Annotated in this window: 9 protein-coding genes and 1 pseudogene; 3 read left to right on the top strand and 7 right to left on the bottom strand. The window is 66.9% G+C overall.

Going from position 1 to position 21,982, the window contains the following annotated elements; translation table 11 throughout:
- Positions 1–826: 826 nt before the first annotated feature.
- A complete protein-coding gene (locus NF4_RS31090; protein ID WP_063130959.1) occupies positions 827–1,255 on the bottom strand; it encodes an ester cyclase in 429 nt (142 codons plus the stop codon).
- Positions 1,256–1,736: 481 nt separating this feature from the next.
- Between NF4_RS31090 and NF4_RS31085 the strand changes: the two genes are divergently transcribed.
- Positions 1,737–2,285 (top strand): hypothetical protein, encoded by a 549-nt coding sequence (locus tag NF4_RS31085; RefSeq protein ID WP_063130958.1) that lies wholly within the window; start codon positions 1,737–1,739, stop codon positions 2,283–2,285.
- A 154-nt stretch (positions 2,286–2,439) separates the two neighbouring features.
- Here NF4_RS31085 and NF4_RS31080 read toward each other — a convergent pair whose 3' ends face one another.
- The 3 genes and pseudogenes from NF4_RS31080 to NF4_RS40175 form a co-directional block, all read right to left on the bottom strand.
- On the bottom strand, positions 2,440–3,942 hold the full coding sequence (locus NF4_RS31080) for an aminotransferase class V-fold PLP-dependent enzyme (protein WP_063814758.1): 1,503 nt from the start codon (positions 3,940–3,942) through the stop codon (positions 2,440–2,442).
- 313 nt (positions 3,943–4,255) lie between these two features.
- On the bottom strand, positions 4,256–4,864 hold the full coding sequence (locus tag NF4_RS39615) for a terpene synthase family protein (protein ID WP_232330725.1): 609 nt from the start codon (positions 4,862–4,864) through the stop codon (positions 4,256–4,258).
- A gap of 154 nt (positions 4,865–5,018) precedes the next feature.
- Positions 5,019–5,987: pseudogene (locus NF4_RS40175) on the bottom strand (polyprenyl synthetase family protein); the annotation flags it as partial.
- 116 nt (positions 5,988–6,103) lie between these two features.
- Between NF4_RS40175 and NF4_RS37130 the strand changes: the two are divergent.
- Positions 6,104–7,345, top strand: coding sequence for a methyltransferase domain-containing protein (locus tag NF4_RS37130; RefSeq protein ID WP_084533694.1), 1,242 nt, complete (start codon positions 6,104–6,106; stop codon positions 7,343–7,345).
- A gap of 5 nt (positions 7,346–7,350) precedes the next feature.
- Here the strand turns inward: NF4_RS37130 and NF4_RS39610 are convergent, their stop codons facing one another.
- Entirely contained in the window at positions 7,351–8,067 is a 717-nt protein-coding gene (locus tag NF4_RS39610) for a hypothetical protein (protein WP_232330724.1), read from the bottom strand.
- Between the two features lie 68 nt (positions 8,068–8,135).
- Between NF4_RS39610 and NF4_RS37125 the strand changes: the two genes are divergently transcribed.
- Positions 8,136–8,714, top strand: a complete 579-nt coding sequence (locus NF4_RS37125) for an SDR family oxidoreductase (protein WP_232330732.1) — start codon at positions 8,136–8,138, stop codon at positions 8,712–8,714.
- 290 nt (positions 8,715–9,004) lie between these two features.
- Here the strand turns inward: NF4_RS37125 and NF4_RS40170 are convergent, their stop codons facing one another.
- Positions 9,005–9,496: an acyl carrier protein gene (locus NF4_RS40170; protein WP_369690960.1), complete on the bottom strand. Its 492-nt coding sequence runs from the start codon at positions 9,494–9,496 to the stop codon at positions 9,005–9,007.
- A gap of 70 nt (positions 9,497–9,566) precedes the next feature.
- Entirely contained in the window at positions 9,567–21,980 is a 12,414-nt protein-coding gene (locus NF4_RS31035) for an alpha/beta hydrolase (RefSeq protein WP_157120699.1), read from the bottom strand.
- Positions 21,981–21,982 lie beyond the last annotated feature (2 nt).

The following is a 21,982-nucleotide window of genomic DNA, read 5'->3' as shown; positions in this document are numbered from 1 at the left end:
GCGCGGAACGCAGCATCGACGGCAGGTGCGAACAGTCGGGAATCAGCAGGCATCGGACGACTCCGTGGACGCGTACACCCGTGAGAGCAACGCGCGCAATTGCTCCCGTTCACCGGAATCGAGTGCGATGAACAAGCGGTCTTCGGCGTCGAGCTGGGCCGTTCGGGTTCAGCAAGACGCACTTCACGGAGTTCTGTCAGGGTGATGACGTGCCGCCGCCGGTCCAGGGGTTACGGGTTCGTACGATCAATCCGTCTGCTATCGGGCAGATCGTCGGGAATCAGGACTGAAGTCGACGCCGGTGCGTGTCCCGCTGCTGACGAACGGCCCGAGGACCTCCACGATCAAGATACGCGCGATCGGTGACAAGGGCGGCACGCGCCTCTCCCGTGCGAACGCTGCCACATTTGTTCTCCAGCAGGCCGCCGACCCTGCCCAGATCGGCCGAGCGCCCTTCATCAGCGATAAATAGACCGGAAACTTATGTATGCCAGTCGCTCGGAGGCCGGGACCCGCGAGTTCTACTGCGCGACGGCACCGAAGCCGTGGCCAGGCTGTCCTGGCCGGAGCTGGACGGGCACGGCAAGACCATGAGCTCTCACCTGTTGAGCCTGTCACTTCGACCGTCGCGAGGCAGTGACGGCCGGCAGCGCTCACGTTCGAGCCATCGTTCTGTTCTTCCGCCGACGCCTGGGCCATCGACGAAGCTGCTGCAGCCCGACGCCAGAGAGGTGGCGGTGCCGCCGGAGGGAAGAGCGCCGCTCGGGCCGACCGCCGACATCTCTGGCCGAACCCGAGGGTTCGTCGCATCATGGCGCGGGCCGGGTCATGGCCCCTCCCGGGTTGGCAGCACCCCCAACTGCTGCAACAGTCCGAGGGTATCCTTGTCGGACCACTTTTCAGCGATCTTTCCGTCCTCGATCCGGTGGATCACGGTGCCGGTCATCGTCAATTCACGACCGGTTGCCGGAATCCCTGGTAGGTCTCCGGTGTGACATCCGTGGGCGGTGAGCCGGGTAACGACCCGGTCGCCCTCGGCGATCTGATCTTCGATCTCGTGCCGCCCCGGGGTGGCATCCCAGAACATACGGAACGCCTGCTCGAGGCCCTCCCGCCCCGGACCGATGCCGGGAAAGGGGGGAGGCGAGTGGTCGAGGTAGTCCTCGGCGACGAGTTCCTCCATCGCGTCGATGTTTCCCGTGTCGATTTCGTGATAGAACCGGCGGATCAGGGCCTTGTTGGCTTCTGGCGACACGATCGACCTTCCTCCTCGATTGCCCGGCGGACAGTGGTGCCAACGGTGGCGGTTCGCTCGGACGTCGCCTATCGAAGGTCGCAACGGAACGGCAACAGTCATATCAGCGCTGCGGCGTCGCGTCCGAGTTGCTCAGGGAAACCAGTGCGTGAGAGAAGTAGAGGCTCATCGAAATTTCCACCAGCATATTACAGATGTCCAGCACAGCGAGGGACTTCGAGGTCGCGCCGAGTGCAATCCTTCCGCACTTCTTTTCGGTGATGCCAATTCGGCCCAACAATCCTCGATGACTTCGCAGAACGGCGGAGAGAAAGGTCGGCCCGCCTGAAGAAACACCGTCTACTCCGCCGAATCGTCGGTAGGACCCCGTGTTCCCGCCCTTCGCGCAACGCCGCTGGGCGTCGGGGAACCTGATTCGGCATCGGTAGCCGATTAGTGTCTGGAACGGATATCAACCGAGCAGGAACGACCGAGGAGACGCATGTTCACCCGATATCGTCTGGCCGGAGCCGTGGTTCTCACGACTGCTTCGCTCGGGATAATCCCGTTCGCCGCACCGGGCATCGCCGCACCGCCCGGTACCGAAGCCGTGGACCCGGCCATCACCTGCACCGAAAACGGCACAGTCACCTGGGCTGGTGCCGGATTGGGCGAGAGGCCGTCGAAGGTGGAATGGACGGCTACCACCGAATTCACCGAGTGTAGGGGACCCGCGGTCGACAAGGGCGAGCCGTACCCCGTCAGTATGGATGAGGATGGCACCGAAGTCGCCTCGTGTGACGGTAAGGTCAACGTTCACCAGGGCACTGGCACCATCACCTGGTCCGATGGCAGCACCAGCAGAATCAGCAGCAAGTCCGCGGGCAATCAGAGCAAGTCCAAGGGGTCCGGTCCGGCTACCTTCCCGATCATCATCGAGTCCGGCACCTACGCCGGGCATACCGCGTCGGACGACAACACGGTGAGCACCGAGCAGTCCTGCCCCGGCGTGACCGAGGCGTCGCTCACCGGCACATTCACCGTCAACTGATTTTCCGAGACATACCTCCGATGGTTTCAACTGTCAAGCTGCGGCGGGTTCCGGCCTGGGTGTGGTGGGTCGGCCGAAGGCTTTGACAGAGGGCGAGAGCCGCCGAACCCGAGCTCGGCGGCTCTTTGTCATGCGGTAACCAGGACCGCGATATCTAGTGCGCGCCTCGGCAGCGGCTGTCCTGAAATCTCTCGGTTGACGCTGCACCGACCTGCTCGGGCCAGTCGATCGAGCGCGGTGCGGCGAGGGTATCCGCACACTGGCTCAACAGCGTCCACGCGGTGGCCACATGCTCCTGGCGAGTGGCGGTGCCGCCGATGGCCAACCGGAGTGCGAATTTCCCGCGAACCTCGGTGTGTGACAGAAAAACTCGTCCCGTCGCATTGATCGCGTCCAACAGTGCCCGATTCGACTCGTCACCGCCGCGCAATCGAAAACAGATCAGCGACAGTGGATGCGGGGCCAGCACTTCGAAGCGATCGTCCGCGCCGACCCATGAGGCGAACTGCTGGGCCAGTGCGACGCTGCGCCGGATATGTTCGCGCAGCCCGGCCGCGCCGTACCAGCGAATCACCGCCCACAGTTTCAACGCCCGGAACCGGCGTCCCACCGGCACCTGCCAATCCCGGTAATCCACCACAGCGCCGGATTCGCTCGCGCTGTTGCGCAGGTATTCCGGCAACACCGCCAGTGCACCGGTCAGCGCACTACGATCGGCGATGTAGCAGGCGTCGAAGTCCAGCGCGGTGAGCAGCCATTTGTGCGGATTGGTCGCATAGGAATCGGCGAACTCGGCCACGCCCGCATGGATCCACCGCAGCTCCGGACATATCGCGGCGACCCCCGCATACGCCGCGTCCACATGCAACCAGGCACCGTATTCACGGCAGACCGGGCCGATGAGCTGCACCGGATCGACCGCGCCGGTCGACGTCGTGCCCACCGTCGCCATCACCAGGGCAGGGGTTCGCCCGCAGGCCACATCCTGCTCTATCGCCGTCCGCAGCGCCTTCGGGTCCATCCCCAGGTCGTCGCGGGTGTCGATGAAACGCACGGCCGAGGAGCCGAGACCCGTGTCTCGCACGACCTTTTCGAAACCGCAATTGGCTTCGGTCGAGGTGTAGACGACGTAGCGCCCTCGATCGACACCGTCACGAGCCACTTGTCCATCCGAGGCTCGGTGCAGCGCAGCGAGCAGCGTGACAAGCATCGCGCTGGAGGCGGAGTCCTGAACCACACCGCCACCGCTGCCCGCGAAAGTGAAGCGTTCGGGCAGGCCGATCAACCCGGCAAGCCAGTCCAGGACATGCTGTTCCAGCTCGGTACAGGCCGGGGCGGTCTGCCAGAGCATCCCCTGTACACCCAATCCGGACGACAGCAGATCGGCCAGCGCTGCGGGCCCCGACGCACCCGTCGGGTAGTAGGCGAAGAACCCGGGATGCTGCCAATGCGTCAGACCGGGAACGATGATGCGATCCATATCATCGAGCAGGGCGGCGAACGGCTCGCCGACCTCGGGCGGCGACGACGGCAGTTGTGCGCGCACCGCACCGGGGGCCACCCTCGACAGCACCGGCAGCGACTCCACCCGCTCCCAGTAGTCCGCCACCCAATCCACCACGGCGCGACCGTGTTCCCGGAATTGTGCCGCCGTCATATGCTGAGGAACCGGCGCGTCTTCCACCGGCTGCGTACCTGGGCAACTCGGCGCGCTCACGTCGTGGTGGGATAGAGCAGCTCGAGGGGTGATCGCCACTGGTACAGGGTAGAGACCCGGTGCGCCGATCAGCTCGCCGATGCGGCGGCGTGTCGCTCTTCATTGCCCCTGCGGGGGACTTACCGCGCAGCAGAAGCCGGCTCGGCGGTCGGGTAGTGGTAGATCTCACGACGCAAGCGTTCCAAGTCCGGTGCTGCGTAAGCGGAGGTTTGCGTGTACCGCTCGGTCTCACGTGCCCAGAGCGCCGCGCTCGTCATGTTCCTGTACATCTCCGCGTAGTCCTTCCCTTGGTCCGATAGGCCGGGAAGCACGCGGATGAGCGCAGGTAGTCGGCGGTGGGAGGGATGTAGCCGTCGATGCGATGGTGCGCTTCGCGTTCGGCGGCTTCGAACCACGCCTCGAGGCCGTCGAGGAACCGTTCCTGCCAGCGGGTACTCCGGTTCTCGCGCAGTCGCGGCCACAGACTCGCCCACGCCGTCGGGATCGCGCCGTGCATCTCCGGATCCTGGCGCAGCGTTGCCACCAGGCCACGTCTCAGCGCGGTGACGGCTTCCGGATCTTTCAGCTGCGGATCCTCGAAGAGGTCGTCCCACACGAGGGCCAGCACCGCCATGGCGTAGGTGGTTTGTTCCCGGACCGCGTCCGCGGGGGCTACGGCCTGTGCCGGTAGCTGGATCGCTCTTATCCACCGGTGGTAGTCGGCCTCGGCGGGGGAGACCACAAGGCCGGTGTCTACCAGCCAGCCCCTCAAACCATTGCGCGACATGCGGCGGGAGACCGTCACCGTGAGCTCGGGGTGGCTGTATCGGCTGTCCGGGGACCGCGGGACCAGGGGTCCGCCGGTCGAGGATGGAGCGGGCATAGTTGGTCATCGCGTGGCCGGCACGCGGGTCGACGGGCAGAGCAGCGAGCTGCCCGGCAGCCTGGTTCATGAAGTCATCGGCTCTCGCCTGTGCTTCGTCCACGGCGCCGGAGGCGATGACGAGCTCGCGGGCACGGGCGGCTTGCTCACTCGTCATTGCTCTGCCCAGCAGGTTGGTGAGATTCCGGTCGCGGGCCGCGGCGCGGATCACGGGAAGTGTGTAGATGCCCTCGGGTAGATCCGCATTGACGGGTTTGCCCATTTCCTCGGCAGTCGAGGTCAGATCGAGGATGTCGTCATACAGCTGGTAGGCCAGCCCGAAGTGCCGGCCGAACAGGGCCAACGCCTCCGCGTCGGCCTCGGGGCGGCCGGCCTGCATCGCGCCCACCCGGCACGCCAGCGAGAGCACCGCCGCCGTTTTGCCGTCGATCGCGTCCAGGTAGGCCTGCTCGCTGCGGGAGGCCACATACTGGTCGGCGGCCTCGATCACCATGCCCGCGCACATCTGCTCACTCGCGATCGATCCCGCGAGAACTTCGCGTAGGCCGAGTTCGGCCATCAAGCGCCCGCCCGCGACCGTCACGCAGTCTCCACCCAGGACGGCCATATGCGAACCCCACACCGCATTGACACTGGGGCGGCCTCGACGCTCGTAGGCGTGATCGATGACGTCGTCATGGTAGAGCGAGCCCAGGTGCACCAACTCGACGGCAGCGGCGGCGCGGACTGCCCGGTCGTCGGCCGGGGTCGCGGGATCGGTGAGCAAGTAGTACGACAGCAATGTCAAGGTGGGGCGAACCAGGCGACGGGAGGGGGCGGGCCCTTCGTCGGTGAGTGCGGTCAGTTCGGGCCTGCCCCGAAACTGTACGGGTCCGAGAACGTCCCGGACGCGGTCCAGGTCCGCATCCAGATGTGGGAAGACAGCCGAATCGATTTGACGTGGCACGCGCACTCCTGACTGGTTACGTCCGTCATCTACAACATCACCGATCAATGGCAATTTGACACCACCATCACGCGGAAAATGTTGGTATCGGCGGATTTTGATGCATCCACCGCGCGGGTGGTGTCGGTTGACGAGTGCCGATGAGCGCTCCTCACCCGCCGATCGGATCGGGAGCATCGCCGTCGAGGAAAGCGGATCGAGCGCATCCGAGCAGTCCGGCGCGAGATCGTCCAGTAGCGGGTCCCGCCGCCCCGTCGACAAATATCCATTAGGCATAATGTATTTTTGGGTGCATGATCGTGCGACCCGCACCCGGGCTCGGTGAACTCCTCCGCTACGTCGGTGAACTGGTCGACCGTGGGGCCGGGGAGATGTACGAGTCCCTGGGTATTTCATACCGACCGCGATACACGCCGGTGTTGCGGGCGATGAGTGCGGGTGCCGCGACGGTCACCGACATCACGGCGCTGACCCATGTCACGCAGGGTGCGGTCAGCCAGGCCGTCGGGCAGATGGTGGCCGACGGCCTGGTTGTACGTGAGCAACTCCCGGACGGTCGTAAGAGCGGCATACGCCTGACCGCGGAGGGCAGGGAGCTCCTCGAGTCGTTGAAGCCGCACTGGGAAGCCACATTTACTGCGGTCGTGGGGTTGGAGCGGGAAATCGGGTTCCCGATCCGGCGAGCTCTCGCCGATACCGCGAACGCATTGGAAGGCAAGGGTTTCGCGGCCAGGGTTCGAGACGCGCGCGGACATGTGGTCGAGCGGGATATCTCGCCGGGCGGCGATGGGGCACCGGCAGGTAACTGGTTCGAGCACGGCGGGGAGGCGTACGCGCGTTTTCGTCCCGAATACCCGGGCCGGCTGTCGATGTTTCTGGCATCACTGGCTCCCTCCACGGATCTCGCCGTCGATGTCGGTTGTGGCAGCGGGCAGTTGACCACTCAACTTGCCTCGTATTTCGATACCACGATCGGAGTCGATCCCAGTGACGACCAGATCGCGAACGCACGGCCGCGGGAACGGGTTCGTTATCTGCGAGCTCCTGCCGAGAACCTGCCGCTGCCCGATCGCAGCGCGACCCTGATCACCGCGGCCCAGGCCGCGCACTGGTTCGACCGGCCGGCCTTCTACGCCGAAGTCCGCCGGATCGCGGTCGATGGCGCGGTGATCGCAATGATCAGCTATGGCGTGATGCACCTGGAATCCGCTGTCGGACAACGGTTCGATCATTTCTACCGCAACGAAGTCGGACCCTACTGGCCGCCGGAACGTAGACTCGTCGACACCGGGTACGCCGATATCGAGTTCCCGTTCGAGGAATACCCGGCACCGTCCATGCGCATCCGGAAAGACTGGAACCTGACCGAACTGCTGGGCTATGTGTCCACATGGTCGGCGGTCCGCCGGGCCGAGCAGGCCGGCGCGACCGAGATACTGCATTCGTTCGCCGCTGACCTGTCCGAGCTGTGGGGCGATCCCACGTCGACCCGGCCGGTCAGCTGGCCTGTCGTCATGCGATTGGGAATTCTGTGACAGCATCAGAACCGGCATCCGCGCCCGACCGGGCCTGGTACATCGGGAAAGTATGATCGTGGCCGCGCCACACCGTCCCCGCGTGGAATCCGAGTGTCCCAGGGTTCACGGACATGCCGCCGGTATTCGCGGCCGCGACCGGCTTCATCGAGCAGACCTGAATCAGCGCGCTCCGGCCCTACCTGTCCGATTACCGAATGCCAGGGCCCCGATCCATCGTTTACGGTCCCGGATGCGGTAGTGGGTCCGGCCTGTGGGGAGTCGCCGTGCCACCGCCGCCCCCGAGCTGGACAGGCGCCGGCCAGTTCTGCGGAAACGCGTACGACACTGTGCCCCAATGTGTCACGCTGCCCGACATGGCTTTCTCGCAGGCAGAGCGCATGCGTGTACTGGTGACCGTCAACCAGTTCGAATCCCACTTCCGTGGACTGGTCACCCTGGCCGACGCGATAAGCAGGCATGGCCACGATGTCCGCGTCGCGGCCCCCCGGAAGTGGGGCGCCTGGTTGCACGACAACTACGGCGTCGAGACCGTAGACGTGGGAATACGTTGGGCTGATCGCGAGTTCGATGCCGCTATCTTCGGGCTTCTGCTCGACCGGGACATAGACGCGTTCGACCGGATGTACATGACGGAGTTTCTCGGCGACCGGATCGCCCTGCGTGTCGCGGAAGACGTATTGAGCCTCGCCGAACGGTGGCGGCCCGATGTCGTCCTGCACGAGTGCTCGGAATTCGGCGGTTACCTGGCCGCGGAGGTCCTCGGAACTGCGCGAACAAGGGAGCGCGACTGCTGCACATCTCGACCGCGTACGTCTTCGACGGGTCGGCGTCGAATCCATGGGAGACCTGGTCACCGACCGCGCCGTTGAGCGTGTACGGAAGATCCAAGTTGGCAGGTGAGGAGGCCGCCCGAGCCGCGTTTCCCGATACGCGGATCGTCCGCACCGTGTGGCTGTACTCGGGGACCGAACGAGACTTCCCGGCCGCCCTCGTCCGGAGATGCTCCCGGGGCGAGCACGTCGCGGTCGTCACCGACCAGATTGCCTCCCCGACCTACGTCGACGATCTCGTATCCGCTCTGTTCGACCTCGTTGCGCACCCGAATCCACCCCGGCTGCTCCACGCGACCGGCGGCGGCGCCGCATCCAAATTTCGATTCGCACGTGCGATCATCGAAGCGGCGGGGCTCGATGTGAACTTGCTGAGGCCTTGCGGGACATCGGATTTTCGAGATGCCGCAACGCGGCCCCGGAATGCGGTTCTGTCGAATTCATCGTGGATCGACTGCGGCCTCACGCCACTACCACACTGGCGTGACGGACTGCGCCGCGCTGTCAGACCTGCAGTTCGGGACACCCGGCCGTGAACGGAGCGAACCGATGACCCAGCCCACGGTGTCCGCGTACCGTGGGTCTCGGTGTGACCTCGCTGCCCAGCGGCGACGCCCTGGAGTCCGACGTCGGACGGCGGGTCTACATGTCTCGAGGCAGCGTTGGAAAGGTTCCGGTCGCCTGTCATGAGCAACACATTCGAGATCCGGCGACGTGCACCGAGAAATCAAGATCGTCGTCAGCGTGGAACACCGCACCGGGTTACACCACGGTATCGCGACGACATCCCCGGACGCGATGCCGATGTCGTGGTCGCCGATCCGATCTATTCCCTTTCCCTGGTAAGCGGCGCAGTCCGCAGATCCAGTACGACGAACGGAGGTTCCGGCATCCCGACAGGTCTCGGAACTTCACAACGAAGGCTCGGCATCACGTTACGGTCACAGTGACCCGTAGGCGATCGAGGTTTCTCATTGCAGCTTGCGGCTGAGGACCTCGGCCAGTTCGCGGATGCTGTCGGCTTCCAGGGGTGGGGGACGGTGACAGCACAGCCGTGGTCACGGCGTAGCCGGTCGCGGACGTCGGTTGCCATGAGCGAGTCCAGGCCGAGGTGGTTGGTCGGATGGTCGCGGTCGATCTCGGACGGCGGAAGGTCCATCACCCGGGCGATGTGTTCGACGAGATACTGCTCGAGTTCTTCGCTGGTGGTCGCTGCTTCACCGGTTTCTCTCTGCTGATCCCGATGACCATTACCATCCGCCGTATCAGTGCCGGGCCCACGTCCTGCTGTGTCGGTGGCTCCTCGGGTTCGGGTGATTCCGGTTGCAGGGGTGGTTCAGGCACGACCGCACTGTCGGTGCACACCGGGACGGGCGTGCCGCCGAGACTCATCGGTCGCGCGACGGGTGGTCCGGATGTTGCGACCACGGCGTGGCCTTGGGCGGCCGGTCCTCTCGACTGTCGATATCTCGATCGCCGTTGCCGTCGGCGTATCGCCCGCGCTCGGAGTCGATGGGTCGCGCGACCACCCCGCCGCCAGCTCGGCGGCGATCCACCGAAGCGACGGTGTCGCCGCGTCCTGCGGTGATTTGCGCGACGTTGGCCAGCGCCTCGGTGGGCAGCCCGGTCGCCGGGTCGCGGTGCAGATACCCCTGATGCGTGGCCTCGACGCCGGCGAAGTTCGGCGAGTCGGGGAACTCGGCGGGAATTCGTTTGCCGCCGAATGCCTCGGTGGCGGGATCGATGCCGAGGCCGAGCCACGGGTTGAGGCGGCTCCACGCTCCGGGTTCGTCCGCTCCGAACATGGTCACCAGATCGCGCCACGATGCGGCGACATAGACATTGTCGGCGCCGATGCCCAGCTCTGCGGCATGGCGAACCGAGGCCGCTCCCGGTGAGCCCGCGGCGGTTGCCGAGCGGACCAAGCCGGCGAACCTGCCGTACCTGCCCGCATAGAACATCGTGACCGAACCGTAGCTGTGCCCGTAGATCCGGATGGCAAGCTGGTCGGCGGCGGCGGTTCCGGCGAGACTTCTGGTGGCGTGGAATGCCGCGACGGCGCACAGCAACCGGTCCCCGCCGACGCGTGCGCGGCGTCGGAAGGCAGCCTTCGCATAACCGGTGTTCACAGGGCCGGCCGGCGCGTCGTATCCGATCCAGATGATCGACGCCAGCTCGAGCGACGGATCGACCCGCAGTGTCTCCTCATACAGGTTACGCAGCGGCTTGAACTGGTAGGCCAGCGAGGAGGACGTCGTATTCGTACCCGGCACATGCCAGTTCACCGTGTGCGCGGTGTCCACATTGCCGAGCGCGACGACGGCCTTCCCTTTGCCGTTGAAGGCGGCCGAGTCGTAGGACAGGACGTGCACCGGCGGACTGCCCGGTACCACCATGGCCTGTCGGTCCAACTCTTGCAAGTGATTCCGGGTACGGATCAGGTTTCCGAACTGCTTCCTCTCGGCGTCGGTGAGGCCGGTCCGAAACCAGTTGAGGAGCCGCTGGTCTGCTGGCTTGCGGGCTAGGAACTCGCCTAGATCGCGGCTGATCGACAGCCGGTTGGCGTGGTCGCGGATCGTGGCGGGAAGGCCGTCGGCGTTACCGATCTGGTGTGGGTAGACCTGGATGAGTGCCTGTTGCGAAGCGCTCAACGCACCTTGTTCGGCGGGGTCGCGCAGCGAGTTCCACCACGCGCCGTTCTCGGTCGCACGGCGTTGTGCGGACCGCGCCGACAGGCGATACCCCCAACGCTGCAACCTATCCGCATTGTCGAAGCCGCCCGCACTCAGCGCCTCGTCGGCCAGCCGCCGCTGTACGTCATCGATTCCGTGATCCGCAGGCAACGAGCGCCAGTAGTCGGGCACGGAGCCGGTGCTGTTGTTGTCCTCCGGATGCCCTGGCTTCTCGGACGAGGCGGTCTCTGAACGGGTGCCGCCGGGGACGACGGGGCCACCTCCACCTGGCTCGTCAGCAGGCGGCCCGTTCTGGTGCAATCGGCCGTCGGGTCGGTCCGTAGTCGCCGACGAGGCACCTCGACGGCCGGCCCTGAACCGTTCGCCCGACTCCGGTGGATCCTGCCGGTCCATCCATTCCAAGACGGCGTCCAGACATTCGTCCGCCGTGTACGTCTCGTATTCCACGAGATGCAGTCCGGGCTGGAATCCGCTTTCGTCGATACCGTTTTCGCCTACGGCCGGCGTTCCCGCACGGGTCGCGATCCGCCCCGCGACGTGCCGGACGATATCGTCCGCACGCAAGGCGCGCACGGAATCGTCGGGTTCGAAGGTGGCCAGCGACGTCGCCGGTGAGAACCGGTTGACCAGGAGTCGGCGTTCGGCGGCCGTGAGTTGGTCGAGTGCCGTGTGCAGGTCGGCGGGACTCGCCGCGGCCAGCGCGGTGGCCAGCACCGCGCGCGACCGGTCGTATACGGCCGCAAGGGCGCTCACCCATCGACGCGCGGCGATGAGCGCCATACTGCGAACCATCGGTGTATTCGCTCCCGCTCGCACCCGGTGTAGCGCTCCCCGATGAGCCGGGCTGAGGCCTCGGACAGCGCGTTCCATCTGCTCTGGGCTTGCCGCAGCCAGCAGTTCGCGCGGATCCGGCTGGGCGGCACCCGTCAAGGCGGCATACATGGCTGCTCGGAAACGGTCGGACTCCGATGTCGTGGACAGCAGGTCGGCAGGACGGCTCGCCGCCAACAGCCGTGCCCGCTGATTTCTGAGCTTGCGACGGACGCTCGCCAGGTGCGCCCGCACATCACGCACGGAGAAATCGAGTGCCGCCGCTATCTCGTTGTGTGTCATGCCTTGTCGCACCCGAGCGAGTACTTCGGTCTCGCGGGCGGTGAACGGGACCGGGCCCAGCGTGTTGTCGGCGGGCAACTCGGGGATCATGTGCGATGGTTGGTTGCGGAGTGGGTGGTCGGGGAGCGGTTCGTCGATCACCTCCCGCGACCAGGGCGTCGTCCCGCCCGGGATGGGGCTCCGTGGGATCTCGCCCGGTTCATGTGGTCTACTGCCGATCGAGTCGTCCGGGGTCGAACTGCCCTGGCCCCGCTCCGAGTCGCTGCTTCGCGCGAACCGTTCCGCGATACCGGATTCCAGGCCCGCCGGCACCAACTCCTCGAACCCGGGACCAGCAAATGCACGCTCACCAGGCGAATCCTCGAACGGCCTGCTGCCGATCAGCCCACCCTGACCGCCGGAATTCGGATGGCCCTCGTGCGCAGGGAGATCGACCTCGAGATCGGGCGTGACCCGGGGCAGCCGCCTAGTGGTCACGTACTCATGAATCGCCCACTGTGGCGTGCCGACCGCAACGCCGTGGATGTCCGCCTCGGCGAACCCGACGGCAAGCGCCTCTTCCACGTTGAGGTCCGACTCGGCTTCGTCGTGGAAGGCGTACCCAGGCAGTCGAGCGAGCCAGGTCTGTTCGGACTCTTCGATCAGGCCCGATTCCGACAGCTGTTCCCAGGTCTGGGACAAGGCCTGTCGCAGGTCCTTCGAGAGCCACTCCACGGCATCGATCGCGTGCACGAATTCGTGCACGGCGTCGTGGTGAAACGGTCTGTCACCGACAGGACTCCAGCCGAGTTCATGCGCCTGGATACCGAGTTCGACAGCGCGTGCTGGTCTGGCCACAGCGCCGAGGCTGAAGTGCATGCGCAGGGTTCGCCCCGCCGCGTCGCGGTGCCGGTGGTAGAGCGTCGCGGCGCTCATGTACTCCTCGCCGAGGTAGTCGATCCGCAGTTCGCGGATATTGGTCCGGTCCGGGAACCTGGTCAACATCTCGTCCAGCCCGCCGAGGATCTCCGCAACGACATGCGCGCGCACATCCGGATGATCGAACCCCCGCATCGTGACATGCGGATACTTCAGGCTGAACGCCTCGACCAACCGCGCCTTGTCCTGCGCTTCGACGTCCAGCCCCGCGCCATGCAGTATTTCGCCCGGATTGCGCACCGCGTGCCCTTCGATCTGCATCAGCGCCGCCTCGTACCCACGAACGATGCCGAGTAAGATATTTCGCTCTTCGTCGAGGATCTGCAGTTCCGAGGTCCATGATTCGAGGTACGTCACCTGCTCGCGAATGACCGCGAGCTCCGTACGCAGCATGGCGTGGTCCTGCCAGACTTCACGACCGTCGATACGCTGCACGAATATCGCCGCAAACATATCGACCGACGGGGAGTCGAAGTCGGGCTGGGAGCGTCCGCCCATCACCTCGTTGTCGGGGCCGATGCTCCACTGTCGCGCAGTCCGGTTCGTCCCTGTTACCGCGTCGAACAGGCCGAGTCGCCGGGCCGAGTCCGAGTTCAGAACGCCCGGGCTTACGATGCCGACGCTGTTCCCGGGTTGCCCAGGGGTGAGTTCCCGATAGACGGTGAAATCGTCCAGGATCAAAGTCGCGTGGGCGACCGGAGCGCGCATGATGGCGGCGACCCTGGTATTCAGCGCCTGGAGCAGCGCGCCGATCGGATCGGCATAGCTCTCCTTGAACACCTCCAGACCGGTGCCGAACGTCACCGATTCGACCAGCACCCCCGGCGCGTCCTCCACCATGAAGCATTCGGCCACGCCGGAATCCAGGCCGGCCTTCACCAACTCCCGGAACCCCGGACCGGCGAACACACGCTCAACGGGCCGGTGGCCGTCACCCGGCCTGCTACCGATCAGCCCATCCGGACCTCCGTCGCGGCCCGGCGTCGGTGGTTCGTCGGATCGCTCGCCGTCCCCGGTGCGCGATCGTGCGCCCGCGCCGCTGTCATCGACGGATTCCGTGCCCACGGTCAGCGGGTCCAGCGACGGTGCGAACTCGATACGGGTGCCGCTGATGACGGCCTCCCGCACCGCGCGATCGGATTCCATCGCATCGGCCACGGCCAGAATCCGCAGATAGTCTTCCTCCTCGCCGCGCGCCACCACCTGTCCGGCCACGAGCGACACCCGAGTCCGTGACGGCGGCATCGCCGGACGAGCGTGCGGGTGGGTGTTCCGTGCGGCGTGCACGAGCATCCTTGCGCTGTTTTCGCGGGTATACGGCCGCATCAGTCCCTGTAACCCGCGGGCCGCCGCCCACGCGCCGGGCAGATCGTCGAGTAGAGAGCCGAGTCCCGCTACCCAGTTGTCGATCGGCACATGGGCACCGAGAGACTGTTCGACCAGGTTGAATCGTTCCGCCAGGTCGCGGTAGTCCGCCAGTTCGGCAAGGAAACGGCCCACTCCGCTGGACGACGGAACCGCGACCGGCACACCTTGTTCGATCGCCTCGGCCGCGACCCCGCCGAATCCCTCAGCACGCGACGGCATCACCACGACGGTCGCCGTGCGGATATCGTGGCGCACCTTCACACGACTCGATGTATGCGGCCTCACCTCGACCGCATCCCGGTCGCCGACCAGTTCTGCCAGCGCGGCGTGGGCCGACTCGACGCCACGTTTCGGGTAGCCCCGCACCATCAGCCGCACGTCACGCCCCTGCGCGCGCAACCGCTTCACCACCTCGGCGGTCTCCGCAGCCCCCTTCAACTGGTCGTTCACCCGGCCGAACAGCAGAATCCACGCCGGGTCACCGGGTGCGGGCTCCGGTGGCTGCTCGGCGATCTCCAGACCCGGCTGCAGTTCGTGCACCGAGCCGTGCCCCGCCATGACAGCCGCCGACAGCGAGTCCGTCGCCAGTACCGGACCCAGACCAGTCACCAGATGAGCACGCCGCGCCAAGTAGATGTGGGACGCGACCTTGGCGCGACCGCGTTCCGGACTGTGCCTGAGGGTTTCCCACAGCATCGGTGTGAGGTGGTGGACACTCACGAGTTTCGCGGCGGGATACCGGGTCTCGGCCGCCAGCGCCGCACGGATGCCGCCGTCCTCGGCATGCACGATCACCAGATCCACCGACTGCGGCAAATCGTCCGCGTCCCCGTCGTACAGCTTCCGCCCAACCGGCCCAGCGACAGAGCCGCGGCCACCGTATATCTTCACACCCGGGATCCGGGAACCCTGTCCGACACCTCCAGTCCAGACGATCACTTCGTGCCCGGCCTCCGCCAGTCCCTGACACAGCGCCAGGTTCAACGTGGACATACCGGACCCGCCCATCCCCCAATAGGTGCAGCACACCAGAATTCGCTGCCTGGTGAGGTCGAGCCGAACCCGATGCCGGACCTGGCCATCCGGCAAGGGATCAGCGGTGTCGACCTCGATGCGGCCGTCCACATCGGACATCTCGCGGCGCAATTCCTCCGCGGTCACACCGGGGGCGGGATCGGTGGCGTCCGGTCGGGTGTAGTCCAGCTGGGCGAGCAATCGGCGCCGGCCGTCGACATCCTGGGACGAGGTCACGACGAACACGGCATCGCCCCCGGCACGGGGCAGGGCGAGTTCCACGAGACGCGCCACCGAATCGATGAGGTCCTCGTGCGCCCGCGCGGGGCCCGATTCCGGCAGTCGTGTGGCGACGGTGTCAGCGAGGGTGCCGGGGTCCGATGCGTCAGCGCCCGGCCCGACGACCAACTGCCAGCGGAAACCGCTGTACTCCTCCCGCATCTCGGCCGCGTGCAGCCGAGCGTCACGATAAGCATCCAGCGGCGAATATCTCGGGTCGATCACCAACCGCTCGGCGATCTCCCGTGCCTTCGCGGCGTGGTCGCGGCGCATGTCCCGGTTCGCCAGCAGCCACCCGTCCGGCGGCCGGTATCCGCTGTCGGGGTGAGCGAAGCCGGCGCGGTCACGCAGGCGGTCGATGAGGGCCTGACGCTCGGCGACATCATTGCCCCAGTCGGGCAGGACCCATTGAACGACCGCGTCCGGTTCCGACAAGGTCTGCAGGTCCGCGGCGGCGACCCACCTGGCAACGCGCATCGCCGTCCCGAACTCGCCGACGGTGATCACCCCCCAGCGCTGCCGCAGCTCATCCACGGCCGCGGGCGACGCGATGCTCTGGGTCCCGGTCCGCGCATCGAACCCGATGCCGCTCACCGCGAATCCGAGCACCCGGGCGGTGCTCGCGGCACAGCCGTGCGCCAGGGCGCGGGCGTGCAGCAGTTCTGCCGACCGCACCGTTTCCCGGCGCCGCGGATTGTCGCCGTGCCGCCCGCCGCGGCCGGCGAGATCGCTCCAGGCGTCTGCGACCATCGCCGCCACGATCTCGCCGAGGTCGGCACCCTGCAGCAGGCCGTTGTCCAGGATGCGGCGCAAGCCCTCGGCGACCCGCGTCCCGTCGCCATGCCTGTTCGCCGCGCCGGGCTTCCGCAGCTCGACGGTGGCGTCGTGGCGGGCGGCGTCGTTGATGTCATCCGCGCGACCGGTATCCGGCCCGCTGTACAGCCTCCGGTTGATGAACAGTCCCTCGGCCGCCAACCGCAACCCGCGCCGGACTTCCGGATCAGCGAGCTGTTCCGGCGGCACCCGCGAGCCGAGGATCTCGGTCAATTCATCGATCTCGCGCCCGATCACCTCCGCGGCCAACGGCCGAGACGCCGGACTCAGTAGGTGAAGGGCCTCCGGCGTGGCCGAGAGCGTCTCTGGTTCCTGCCCGGTTTCGGGTACGGGCTCGGTCGGGTCCGGGGTGTTCTGCGGGCGGCTGCCGGTGCGGGCTGGTTCGGCCGACCTGGAAATATCCGACTTGTCGGGCGTGTCCGCGTCGGTCCTCGACGGCAGATCACGTGTGCCGTAGTGGTTTACCGGCCGGCCCGGCTGTATCGAGTTGATTTCCTGCACCAGTTCCGCACTGACCTCGACGTCCTGGGACGGGGGCCGGGTTTCGGCGGCGGGTGCATCGCGGTGCGACCTGGCGACGAGGTGGCCGCCGGCGTCGAAGTCGATGGTCTCGAATCTGCGTTGGTCAGGGGACAGTCTGTCGATGAACTTTTGCTGTTCGTCTCGCCAGATGTCGAACGGGACGGCCTTGTTCAGCAGCGTGCGGCGGTTCCGGAGGTCTTTCGGGCCGTAGTCGGTGTCGGTTCGGCCGTCTCGGGAGGCCGCCAGGTCGACCACGACCAGTGCCGGCCGTTCACCCGGCTTGCTGTCGTTGACCAGCAGCACCATGTGGTTGTCGGCGGCGGCGCTGCCTTTGTCCTGGGTGTCCTTCCATTTGTAGACCAGGACTGCGATGCCTCCCGGCCGGGCTCTCAGCGATTCGGCCACCTCGTCCAGTGATCCGGCATTCTCGAGTGCGGCGCCGAACACCTCCTCGACAACGTCACGGCCGTGGCCGGCCAGTTCGTTGGAGAGCAGCTCGAAGCGGCGTGCGGTCAATACCCGCATGCCGGTCACGGCGTTGTTGACGCAGCTGTTGGGGCTGCGGCGGTGGACCTGCACGACAAGGTCGAGCAGGGCCGCAATGGCCAGATAGTGCGACGCTGCGGCGAGAACGTCCTCGGCTACCGGGTTCTCTGCTACTCCATTCACCGACACGGGGTGCACCGATACAGGCGCGGCATCGTCGCGAGAGGCCGGTTGGTGGGCGCCTGCGGCGGGCAGGTGGTGGCTGACCGCTTCGCCCAGGATGTCGCGCGCTATAGCGGGGGTGATGTCGGAGACGGGATAACCCAGTGCTTTCGCGAGGTTGTTTCTGGCCTCGGTCAGCGCGGGGTCGATCATGCGCATACCTTCGGCGCCTTCGATGGCCTCGGTGGCCCAGCCGAGTTCGCCGGCCAGCCGGTCCCGCTGCGGCACCAACTGGTCCAGCGCCTGCTCGTCGGTGAGTCGCGCGTACTGCGCAGCCGCCGCGGGTGCGGTCGCTTCGACCTGCTGGCGCAACGCCTCCACCGCGGCGGGTGGCAGGCCCGTCTGTTCCAGCAGTCCGCCCAGCGGGTCGACAGCGCCGTCCTGTTCGAGCGCGGCGACGGTCTCGGCGAGGGCTGAGGCCCGGATCCCCAGCAACCCGGCCAGGCGCGCGGCCTGGTCCGGCGACTGGTGCGGCTGACCGATGTCTGTGCTGTCCTGGTAGCGGAACGTCTCGGCGGCGGCGAGAACGGCGGCCGGATTGTCGGTGATGTACGCGTGGTGGCGGATGAAGTCGGCGGTGGCGTGGCGGAGAGCACGCGCTTGCAGTTCGGGCACCAACGAGCGGAGAGTGTGGCCGGCCTCGACGAGGTTGTCGTGATTTACCGGGGTGGGGTCGGTGCGGTGGGCTTCGGCGACTTGTTCGTAGCGGACCGCCGCCGCGCGTACCTCGTTCAGGTGCATGGCCTTGCGGATCAGCGCGTCCTGCGGCGATATCAGCGCCTGCGCGGCCCCGCGGTCGCCGTTCCGGGCGGTACGGTTCTTGGCCTGCTCATGGATGTAGGACTGCTCGGGGACTTCGGTCATCCAAATGAACATGCCGCCCTTGGCCTGCACCGCCTCCGCCACCGAGATATCGACACCACGCTGTCCCTGGCGGTTGATCACCAGGATCTTGCCCTGCTCACCAGCGGCATCGAAGATCTTCTGCAACTCGCCTTCCCACCCCGCGCCCCACCCCGCGATCCGGTCGGCGTCGACCGCCTCGATCGCCTCCCTGGGCACCCCCTGGCGCACCAACGCCTGCACCTGCCTGTCGACCAGGTCGTTGCGATGACACAAGATTTCCTGGGACCTGCCCTGGCCCCCCTGCCACACTCTGTGCGCGCCTTCGGCGATCGCACTCAGCTTGGCGCGGGTGTTCGCCACCACCTCGGGGGCGCCCTCCATCAATCGCTGTTCCCGAGACCGGTCGACTTGGTGCGCTTCTTCCAGACCGTAGATCTTTTCCAGCACGGGGTTGAGGTCCGCGAGCGTGCCCGAGGCGCCGGTGACCTCATCGAAGAACCGGTCCTGCGGGCGGCCCCCCGTGCGATAGATTTCTACCGCGTTGATGCTCTTGGCCGAGTCGGCGTCGGCGCGCACTACGATCTGATGCTGCTCGGCGCTCATCCTGATGGCTTCGGCCGACCGGATCTCCTTGGCCTCGACGGCCTGAGCCAGGCTCGCCCGGCCCTGCTCGGCGCTCCACCGTGATTCGCTCGAGGTCTTCGGGTTGCGTTGCAGACCGTGTTCGCCCTGATCGATGATGACGATCTTGCCCGCGTCCATCACGTAGTGGGTGCTCTTGCGGCAGGTGAACTCGGCGGCAGCGGCCGTCTCGAGCCGGGACAACCCCAACCCTTCCAACCACTGTTTCCCGCCTGGAAGCGCCTCGACCTTCTCCCGTCCCCCCGGCGTCAACTCCGCCCGACCGTCGTACCAGAACTCGACCTCGGGGGTTCCGTCCGGGTACAGGCCGACTTCTTCGATGATCCGCGTGAGACCGAAATCCTCATGCGATAACGCCCCCTTCTCCAGCGCGTCGGCGAGGAAATCGTGGGCGGCGAACACCTCGCGCGCCGTCGCCACCGGCGCGGCATGCTCCACCCCTTCCGACCGGAGAAACTGCCTTTCACCACGGTCGATGATGCCGTCCATCTCATCGATCAACGCGTGGCGCGGCGGTCGGTGACCGGCGTTGCACAGATGCCCGACCGTTTCGCCGGTGGCCACCACGACCGCCGGCCGACCGCCGGTGACCGGCCCGAAACCCTGCTGCTGGTCGGCCCGGAACACGTCGATCCCGAAATCGGTCAACAGCTGTCGATACCTGGTGAATTCCCGGTGGGCCAGCCCATCGGTCGTCGTCACCAGAAGACACTCACCGTGACGCACCGCCCGCTGCATCGCCGCCGCCATGAACATCAGCGACTTGCCCTCGCCCGGTTTCATCTCCACCGGACGCTTGTCCAGCGCGTACACCCCCTCCGCCTGCTCGACCCGCAAGACCATCCCCCCTGGCACAGCGTCGCTGATCGTGCCGCGCCGGATGATCTCCGTCGTCGCGATCATCGACTTCTGCGCGTCGGTGTCGAACAATCCGGCCTTCAACACCTCGTCCGGAAGGTTGCACAGCCGCAGCTGTTCCGGAACCTGATCACCGGAACCGGCGTGGAAATCGGCCAACAGCTCGACTGCCTGATCACGAGCGCTCAGCGCCGGCGAACCGGCACTCTCGACCGAATCCGCAGCCGGGCCTGCCGACACCTTGTCACCCGTTTCACCCGCCAGGACGCTCGGCTCCGCCCCGGCAACGTGCTCCTCGATTCCCGCGGGAGCGTGCTCCGCATTCCCCGGCAGCCGGTGTTCACCGGCGGCAGGCGTTTCGGGCCCGTCGCCGGTACCAGTGGCCGGGCGGGCGTCAACCGGGGTCTCGTGGCGGGTTTCATCTGCCGCGACACTCACCTTCCCGGTGTTGCCGTGCTCGTGATTTCCTGGTGATCGGTGTTCACCGGCGGCAGGTGTTTCGGGCCCGGTGCCGACCTGACGGGCCGGGGTGCTCGTCGCAACCTTCGGCGGCGCCGACGTTTCCCCACCGGCCTCGACCGGTCGTGGCGCTGTCGCATTCGGGCGGACAACCGGTTCGCCCCGCTGCGGGCCCGCCACCTGCGGACCAGCCTCCGGACGCCCCACCGACCGGGCCGCGGAGTCGAACCCGACCGGAGCACGGCCGGTCGCGTCATTGTGTGGCGTCGAGCGCGATGCCGCGGGCGACCGCGATTCGCCGGACTCGACCGGCGCGGTGTTTCCGTGCGCTCCGACCGCGGGTACCTCCGCCCGCTCGCCCCCGGCAGCCACGGTATCCGGAGCCGCCGCCCACGCCGCCTTCGCCGCCGCCCACGCCTGCTGCGATTCCGCGGACACCTCGACCGGTGGGAGTGCTGGTGTCGGCGCCGTGGTTTTCTCGCTGCGCGTGGCGGCGGGCAGGTCGGGCCAGGTGAAGGCCCCACCGCCGTCGGCCACCGCTCCCGCCGGCGCACCCGACCCGGGGCGAGCGGCGGCGTGCGCGTGAACTGCCCCGGCGAAACCGCCATTGAGCAACGGTGCCAGCACATGATCGAAATGTTCCGGCCAACCGGTCACCAACGTCGCCGCCCCCAAACCCGCCACCGCGCCCGCAGTGCCATGCACCAACCCGAGCGCCAACCGGCTACCCTCGATCCGGGGAAACACCTTCGGCGCGACCCGGCCTGCGACCATGCCGCCCACCGCACCACCCACACCCGACAAGGCCGCGACTTCGATCGATGTCAGATCGATACCAGTGGGATTCTCACCGTCCGGTCCGATCACGGCGAAAGTTCGATCACCGGATACGGTCTGCAGCGCCTGCACGCCCGCGTCGACACCCACCGGCAGCGCGGCGGCCTTACCCAACGTGACGGGCAACCGGAGCGATCCCAGCGCCGACAGCCGGGCGGCCATCCGCGTCGCGCCCGCCCTGAACGCCTGCTCCAGGCCCGCACGCATCGCCGCGACTCTGGCGCGCCCATCGACCAGCATCGACTCCACCACCGGCACCGCCGCCACTTCCCCGGCAGGCCCGGCCGCGGCAGCACCGGAGAGCACACCGAAGATCCGCCATGCCAACTCGATTCCGAAGACGAACATCACGCACAGCGTCTTCTCCGCGTCGTTGGCCGCCGCCTGCACCTGATCGGCGAGGGCCAGTGCGTCGTCACCGAGCCTGGCCGCCCCATCCCGGTGCAAACCCAACGTATCGCGCAGCCGGTCGCCGAGCGTGCCAACCGAATCCTCTTGTGCCAGTAGCTCGTTCGCGTCCTCCGAATGAGCCCTCAGCGCGGCTGCCTGTGCACGGAACTCCGCAGCCATCCGACGCATGGCGGAAATATCGGCACGCGGCAGCTCTCCGCCGAACACCACCATCTCGATCGGACGCCGTAGCACAGCAGGCAAACCCTCGAACGCTTTCCGCAGCTCCACGACCGGGTTCAGTGACCACGAATCGTCCACCG

It is taken from the genome of Nocardia fusca NBRC 14340 (assembly GCF_001618425.1).
In the GTDB taxonomy this organism is placed as follows: domain Bacteria; phylum Actinomycetota; class Actinomycetes; order Mycobacteriales; family Mycobacteriaceae; genus Nocardia; species Nocardia fusca.
Note: the sequence above shows the minus strand (reverse complement) of the source record. Positions and strands in the feature narration are given on the sequence as shown.